We start from the raw sequence: 7289 nt of genomic DNA, 5'->3' as shown, positions 1-7289 counted from the left end.
TCTCGGCGCGACCCGCATTTTCGTCGGTGGGTTCAGATCAGCTGTTGTTGCGGAGAGCTTCGACAGCGATGCGGCCGACGGTTCCGATGGAAGCGTCGATCTTCGGGGCGCGGTGGGTGAGCTCATGGGACTTGGTGAAGACACCGACGGCGTAGCGCTTGCCGTCCGGGTACGCCACGACGCCGGCTTCGTTTCGTACCAATCCCAGCGTTCCGGTCTTGGCAGCGACAGTGACCTCGTCGGGGAAACCAGACGAAAGGCGGTGCGGCCAGACCTGCTTGCTCATGATCGTTCGGACCTCTTCGCAGGCCGATGCGGGGCCGGCTTCGTCCCGCCAGATTGCAGCCAGCAACATTGTGATCTCACGAGGAGTGCTGGAGTTGGAGCGGGCCGGATCCATGACGGAAATCGTCCGGAGAATTTCGATCGGAGGCATTTCAAGCAAGGTGCCCTTGTCGACTCCGAGGTCGTCGTAGACCGATTTGAACAGGCCGCGGCAGTCACGGACCAAGTTGGTCTTCTCCAAACCGAGCCCGCGTAGCGTTGCGACGATGTTGTCGAGTCCGAGACGCTCGTACAAGAAATCCGTGGCCGCGTTGTCGCTGAAGCTCATCATGAGCAGAGCGAGGTCTCGCCAGCTGGCGGTGACATCGTCGGCGCAACCGCCGATACCGATGCCGCCGGAGCGGAACTCGGCGGTCACCGTGGCGTGCTCGGTCGGATCAAGGGTGCCGGCCGCTACTTCACGTGCGTACTGGAGTACGACAGGAATCTTGAACACGGAGGCGAGGATGACACCTTCGTCAGCGCCGTAGCCGAACTCTTCGCCGGAATCGATGTCGCGTGCGTGGACGAACGCATCGGTCTTCGCTTCGGCCAGTACAGCAGCGATCTCCTGCTGTGCGCTCTCAACGTACGTGGCAGTTTCGGTCATTCGAGAAGCCCTTTCGTCGGTATCCGTATATCTGGGTTATTCGTGGATTCGACGATAGTGAGTCGACGACGGGGGGTCTTGTACGAATCGACGAAGCTGACCAGAAGGTTCGGTGCGGATATGCCGAATCATCCGGGCGTCGGGGTGTTCCAGATCAGGAGGCGTACGTTTCGAGCCGGCAGCGGACAAGGCTGTCGACATCGCCGCGGCGCTTGTCGGAGACGACGCCGGCCAGCAGGAGAGTGAACAACTCGTCGATGCGGACGTCCAAATCGCTTCGCCTGGTGAGCACGTTCGAAACCAGTTGAACGCCGGTGAATGCCGAGATCGCTACGCGGCCAACCGATTCCGGCTCCACGTCGTCGCGTATATCGCCTTCGCGCTTCGCGGCCTCGGCCAGTTTTCGAAGCTCGCGGATCCACGCGAGGTACGGACCTTGCGAACCGTCGGCAGAGGCCAATTCAAGGGTAAGCCGGACTCCCGCACGAACAATCGGGTCCGCGACAAGCTGGCGGCCCATCTCGTGGCACACCATGACGAGCTGTTCCAGTGCCGGTGCGCCCGTGGCTGCAACTGCGGTGAAGGCGGTGATCGAGATCTGGTGCTGTTCTTCGATGACAGCTTGAGCCAATTCGTCTTTGGACGAGAAGTGGAAATAGACCGCGCCCTTGGTCATCTGCGCCGCGGACACGATGTCGTTCATGCTCGTGCTGCCGTACCCCGTGACTTCGAACCGATCGGCAGCGCCACGAAGAATCTGACGCCGACTGATCTTGGCACGTTCCTGCATTGCTCCCTTGTCCTCCGACTGTTAACACGTGAACTAGTTTTAGGGCCCTAGGTCCCGGACCAGCGCCCCACGGTAGCAGCGAAACTCGTGCTCGCGCGACAGCGCGAAACGGACTGTTCGGTGTGCAATCGCAGGTCACGGTCGGTAGGAGCGGCAAATGCGACCGCCGCAACCTCCGTCGGAGGCTGCGGCGGGGAGTCCAGTTATCGGCCAGCGAAATTCGGTCGAAGGTACGCGATCAACGAGTCGAAACTGTTGCCTCGAAGCCGAGGTCGCGTAGCGCCGACTTGAGTTTGGTCTGTGCCTCGTCGAGAGATTCGGGTGACGGCGAAGTGTCGGCGCCACTGATGTCGAAGTTCCCCATGTCGTACGCGGGGAAGACGTGAACGTGAAGATGCGGAACTTCCAGACCTGCGATGAGGAGACCGGCCCGAGGCGCGTCGAACGCCTTCCTCACAGCCTGACCCAGGGTGCGGGCAACCGCGGTGACCTTGGCAAAGAGTTCAGGATCTACGTCCTGCCACTGATCGACCTCGGCGCGCGGTACGACAAGTACGTGACCCTGCGTTACCGGTGCGATGGTCAGGAACGCGACAACGTCGTCGTCCTCCCACACGAAACGTCCTGGTAGATCCCCGTTGATGATGGCGCTGAAGACTGAAGGCATACCCCGAGATTAGCCCGCGTCCGGTTGCCAGGAAACTCCCAGGCTGGATGCAGGTTCGTCGGAGCCGGCCCGACAAATCTAGGACGCATGACGACAGAAGCCATGCAGACCGCGGGCAGCACGGACGCAGGGGAGCTCTCCGCGACGACTGTAGTGCTGGACGTGGTCGTCCCGGTATACAACGAAGAGGCGGGCCTCGAGACGTGCGTGCGCCGCTTGCGCCATCATTTACGCACGCAGGTGCCATTTTCTGCCCGAATTACCATCGCGGACAACGCCAGTGTCGACGGTACGTTGGCGCTCGCTCGTTCCCTCGCCGAAGAATTCGACGACGTCCGGGTCGTGCACCTGGATGCGAAGGGCCGTGGTCGAGCACTGCGTCAGGTGTGGAGCGATTCCGATGCAGACGTGGTCGCGTACATGGACGTCGATCTCTCGACCGATCTCAACGCCCTGATGCCGTTGATTGCTCCGCTGCTCTCGGGGCACTCGGACATCGCCATCGGTTCTCGGTTGGCACGTTCGTCCCGCGTGGTCCGTGGCCCCAAGCGTGAGTTCATCTCACGCAGTTACAACCTCATTCTCCGAAGCGCGCTGCATGCTCGCTTCACCGACGCTCAGTGTGGTTTCAAAGCCATGCGCGTCGACGTTGCGCGGCAACTACTTCCGCTGGTGGAGGACACCGGATGGTTCTTCGACACCGAATTGTTGGTGCTGGCCGAGCGGGCCGGGATGCGAATTCACGAGGTCCCCGTCGACTGGGTGGACGACCCGGACAGTCGGGTAGACATCGTCGCCACGGCAGTCGCCGACCTCAAAGGTGTGGTGCGCGTCGGGCGAGCACTCTCGACCGGCTCACTCCCACTGGCCGAGCTCAGGGCGAGTTTCGGACGTGAACCGTTGGTTCCGGGTGTTCCGCGAGGCATGGTCGGGCAGCTCTCACGCTTTGCCGTGGTGGGAGTCATTTCGACGCTTGCGTACGCGCTGCTCTATCTCGCACTGCACTCGATCATGGGTGCGCAGTGGGCCAATGCCGTCGCATTGCTGGTGACCGCGGTGTTCAACACCGCCGCCAATCGAGCCTTCACCTTCGGGATCCGGGGGTCGGAAGGATCCGCCCGTCACCAAATGCAGGGCCTGCTCGTATTCGGGTTCGGCTTGCTGCTCACCAGCGGATCGTTGTTCGTGCTCGACGTGGTGGCGCCCGATGCATCCAAACACGTCGAGCTTGCAGTACTTGTCATTGCCAATCTTGTTGCCACAGTGAGTCGATTCATCGCACTGCGCTGGGTGTTTCGCACCGCACAACCCGTAGGAGCCAATCGATGACCGCCACTGCAGAGAGACTCGCCGCGCCGGTGCCGGCACCGGAACCGCAGCGTCGGGTGCACTGGGAACCGTGGGCGCTCGGAGTGTTGTTGGTGGGCACCGGAGTCGCCTACATCTGGGGCTTGGGTGCATCCGGATGGGCCAACTCGTTCTATGCCGCTGCGGTACAGGCAGGTTCGGTGTCGTGGAAAGCCTTCTTCTTCGGCTCTTCGGACGCTGCCAACTCGATCACCGTCGACAAGCCGCCGATGTCCCTGTGGTTGATGTCGCTGTCGGTTCGCATCTTCGGACTCAACTCCTGGGCGATGTTGGTGCCGCAGGCACTGCTCGGTGTCGGATCGGTAGCACTGTTGTGGGGAACGGTTCGGCGGTACTTCGGTGCTGCCGCCGGACTCCTCGCCGGTTTGGTGCTGGCTCTCACTCCCGTAGCGGCGCTGATGTTCCGGTTCAACAACCCGGATGCCATGCTGGTGCTCCTGATGATCGCAGCAGTGTGGGCGATGATGCGCGCCGTGCAGGACGGCCGCACCCGCTGGCTCGTGTTGGTCGGTATCTTCTGCGGATTCGGTTTCCTGACAAAGCAATTGCAGGTCATGTTGGTGGTTCCGCCACTGGCACTCACCTATCTGATCGCCGGACCGCCGAAACTGGGTAAGCGGGTACTGCAACTGTTTGCTGCACTGGGCGGGTTGATCGTCTCCGCCGGATGGTGGTTGGCAATCGTCGAACTGTGGCCGGCCGACTCACGTCCTTGGATCGGTGGTTCGCAGAACAATTCGATTCTCGAACTGACGCTCGGTTACAACGGGCTCGGACGCTTGAGCGGCAACGAGACCGGAAGCGTCGGCGGGGGCGGAATGCGCGGTGCTGGTGATGCTGCGGCCGGCGCTGCTGCGGGAGGCTTCCCGGGAATGGGCGAGGCAACGGGTGGTATGGCAGCAGGGGGTATGGCTCCAGGTGGTGGGGCTGGTGGCGGTATGTGGGGCAGTACCGGCATTACCCGACTGTTCGAATCTGCCCAGGGCGGGCAGATTGCCTGGTTGATTCCTGCCGCACTGATACTTCTGGTGGCTGGAATCGTGCTGCGAGGCAGGGCTCCCCGTGTCGACACGCAGCGTGCCTCGTTCATCGTCTGGGGGCTGTGGCTCCTGGTGACCGGACTGACCTTCAGTTTCATGGCGGGAATCTTCCACGCCTACTACACCGTTGCGCTGGCGCCGGCGATCGCCGCACTGATCGGTTCAGGATCGGTAGTGGCGTGGCGTCACCGTGACGTCCTCTGGGTGCGCATCATTCTGGCGGTGTCATTGGCCGCAACCGTCGCGATGGCGTGGGTACTGCTCGGACGTTCGCCTTCATTCGTGCCGTGGCTCCGGTGGGCCATTCTGGTAGTCGGCGTTGTCGCTGCCGTGGCAGTGCTGATTCCGGCGGTGTCGAGAGGTCGACTGGCCGTGGCGGTGATTCTCGCGGCGATCTTCACCGGTCTGGCGGGTCCGACTGCCTACGCGATCGACACGATCAACACTCCGCATACCGGTTCCATAGTTTCGGCCGGACCGAGCGTCGAAGGTGGAATGGGCGGGCCCGGCGGCGGCCGTGGAGGATTCGGCGGATTCGGTGGCACGGCTGATGGCGGTAACCGTCGGGCGGACGGAACGCCACCTGCAGGAATGGACCAGATGCCCGGTGGTGCAACAGTTCCGGGTACCACCACATCGACCGCCGACGGAACGCGAGGGGCCATGGGTGGCGGTGCCGCCGGTGGTCTACTGCAGGGCAGCACGCCGGGAGCCGCGGTTGTGTCCACACTTGAAGAGAACTCCGACCAATTCACCTGGGTAGCTGCGGCAATCGGGTCCAACAGCGCCTCGGGTTATCAGCTTGCGACGCAATCACCGGTCATGGCTATCGGAGGGTTCAACGGCAGCGATCCGTCCCCGACGCTCGCGCAGTTCCAGCAGTACGTGGCAGAGGGCAAGATTCACTTCTTCATCGCCGGCGGCGGTATGGGTGGTGGAATGAACGCCGAGGGCACCGCTACCGCTATCTCGACGTGGGTGACCGAAAACTTCACCGCCACAACGGTGGACGGAGTTACCCTCTACGACTTGACGGTTGGGGGCTGACCAGCAAGAACGCACGCCAGGTCCGCATCGGAGGAGCACTTCCGATGCGGACCTGGCCGTGTTCTGTTGTGCCTGAGAAGCTGTTCTCAGGTTTTGAAGGTGGTGTTCGCCTGCCTGGGGTGCTGCCCGGGGTCGATCGAGGGCGGCGGGATGAACCACGGTTTGTTGTCGACACCCATTCTGATGTCCCACTTGCCGACGAACCCCGTTTTCCGATGCATCAACCGGTGATGCGAACGGCACAGCAGGACAAGGTTGTTCATCACCGTCGGCCCGCCGTTCGCCCAGTGCCGGATATGGTGCGCATCGGTCCACGCCGGTACGCATGAACACCCCGGGAACGCGCAGCCCTTGTCGCGGGCGATCAGGGCCACTCTCTGTTCGGCGGTGACCAACCGTTTTCCGGGTCTCGCATCGAGCGGTGCGCCGTGAGCGTCGAGTAGGACAGTCGACAGGAAGCAGTCGCACCCGAGGAGTCTGGTCTGTGAGACCGAGAGTGGCCCGAGCCACGGCATGTGCCCGACATCAAGATCTGACAGGTCCAGATCGGGCGAGCCTTCGTCGTCCACATCAGAAGGTGCCGCGGCGCAGTCCCGATGCTCGGCAAGATCCCGAGCATTGATGTGCACATTCACATGCGGTCGCTGCCCACCATCCGTTCCGGTTTTTGCGCAGTCGAGGTACCGGCGGATCAGTTCGGTGAACCCGTCCGCCGTCCGCTTCGCCGCCGACCGGGCATCGGGAGTTCCATCCGCCGCGGGGGTCGGCATCGTCAGATTCGACAGGGCCGAGAGCAGCATTTCGCCGGTGAGGGCGTCGAAATCGCCGCGCACCACCACCCGACCGTTCAACGTCGAGGCGATGCGGAGCTCGTTGCGATCCACATCTTCGGCAGGCGGAATCTCATCGGATTCGAACACCCGCTCCAAAGTCGCGATAACGTGCCGAACCTTCGTCGTCGTCGCCTCCACCCCCGACGCTGCTGCGAGCAGTAGGTCGATGCACTTCGGTAGCGCTTCCTCCGGCATCCCCTTCGGCGGAGATTCACAAAACGCCACGATCAAGACGGCCTGATCGAACGAGCAATCCCCACAATCGAATCTCGCTCCCACGGCGGGAAACGGGCGCAACGCGGCGCCCAGGGCGGCGATCTTCTTCCCGTCCCGAACCTGCAGCATCGTGTTTGCCGCCAACCACGCACCGACGCCGCGGCTGGCAATCACCTGATCGTCGGGACGCATCGAGAGTTCGTCTACCACCGCCACCCGAACGGCTTCCAGGCGAAGAATCTCCGCACTCGCCTCGACAGCCGCAGCGCGTAACTCGGCAGCAGACAACCGCCACAACTGCCCGCGCAACCCCACCGCAGAACCCGAAACAACTTCCGACAGAAAGACACTCATTGAATCCCCCGATCCCCTCCCTCTACAATACTCGAACATC

At 62.6% G+C, this 7289-nt stretch carries 6 protein-coding genes; 2 read left to right on the top strand and 4 right to left on the bottom strand.

What is annotated here, in order from left to right; all coding sequences use genetic code 11:
* Positions 1-37: 37 nt before the first annotated feature.
* From ACFT1A_RS22780 to ACFT1A_RS22770, 3 genes are all read right to left on the bottom strand, one after another.
* Positions 38-934: a serine hydrolase gene (locus ACFT1A_RS22780; protein WP_020906342.1), complete on the bottom strand. Its 897-nt coding sequence runs from the start codon at positions 932-934 to the stop codon at positions 38-40.
* 154 nt (positions 935-1088) lie between these two features.
* On the bottom strand, positions 1089-1724 hold the full coding sequence (locus tag ACFT1A_RS22775; protein ID WP_378448871.1) for a ScbR family autoregulator-binding transcription factor: 636 nt from the start codon (positions 1722-1724) through the stop codon (positions 1089-1091).
* A gap of 238 nt (positions 1725-1962) precedes the next feature.
* Complete coding sequence (locus ACFT1A_RS22770) at positions 1963-2391, bottom strand: HIT family protein (RefSeq protein WP_019747035.1); 429 nt, start codon at positions 2389-2391, stop codon at positions 1963-1965.
* An 87-nt stretch (positions 2392-2478) separates the two neighbouring features.
* On the opposite strand from ACFT1A_RS22770, the gene ACFT1A_RS22765 reads away from it, so the two are divergent.
* Positions 2479-3720 carry a glycosyltransferase gene (locus ACFT1A_RS22765; RefSeq protein ID WP_378448870.1) on the top strand — a complete coding sequence of 414 codons (1242 nt, stop codon included), beginning with the start codon at positions 2479-2481 and terminating at the stop codon, positions 3718-3720.
* Positions 3717-5846 (top strand): ArnT family glycosyltransferase, encoded by a 2130-nt coding sequence (locus ACFT1A_RS22760; RefSeq protein WP_378448869.1) that lies wholly within the window; start codon positions 3717-3719, stop codon positions 5844-5846. The genes ACFT1A_RS22765 and ACFT1A_RS22760 overlap by 4 nt, the downstream gene beginning before the upstream one ends.
* A gap of 86 nt (positions 5847-5932) precedes the next feature.
* On the opposite strand, the gene ACFT1A_RS22755 is transcribed toward ACFT1A_RS22760, so the two are convergent.
* Positions 5933-7249: a DUF222 domain-containing protein gene (locus ACFT1A_RS22755; protein ID WP_378448868.1), complete on the bottom strand. Its 1317-nt coding sequence runs from the start codon at positions 7247-7249 to the stop codon at positions 5933-5935.
* Between the last annotated feature and the right edge of the window lie 40 nt (positions 7250-7289).

This window comes from Rhodococcus sp. NPDC057135 (genome assembly GCF_042670865.1).
Classification (GTDB): domain Bacteria; phylum Actinomycetota; class Actinomycetes; order Mycobacteriales; family Mycobacteriaceae; genus Rhodococcus_F.
Note: the sequence above shows the minus strand (reverse complement) of the source record. Positions and strands in the feature narration are given on the sequence as shown.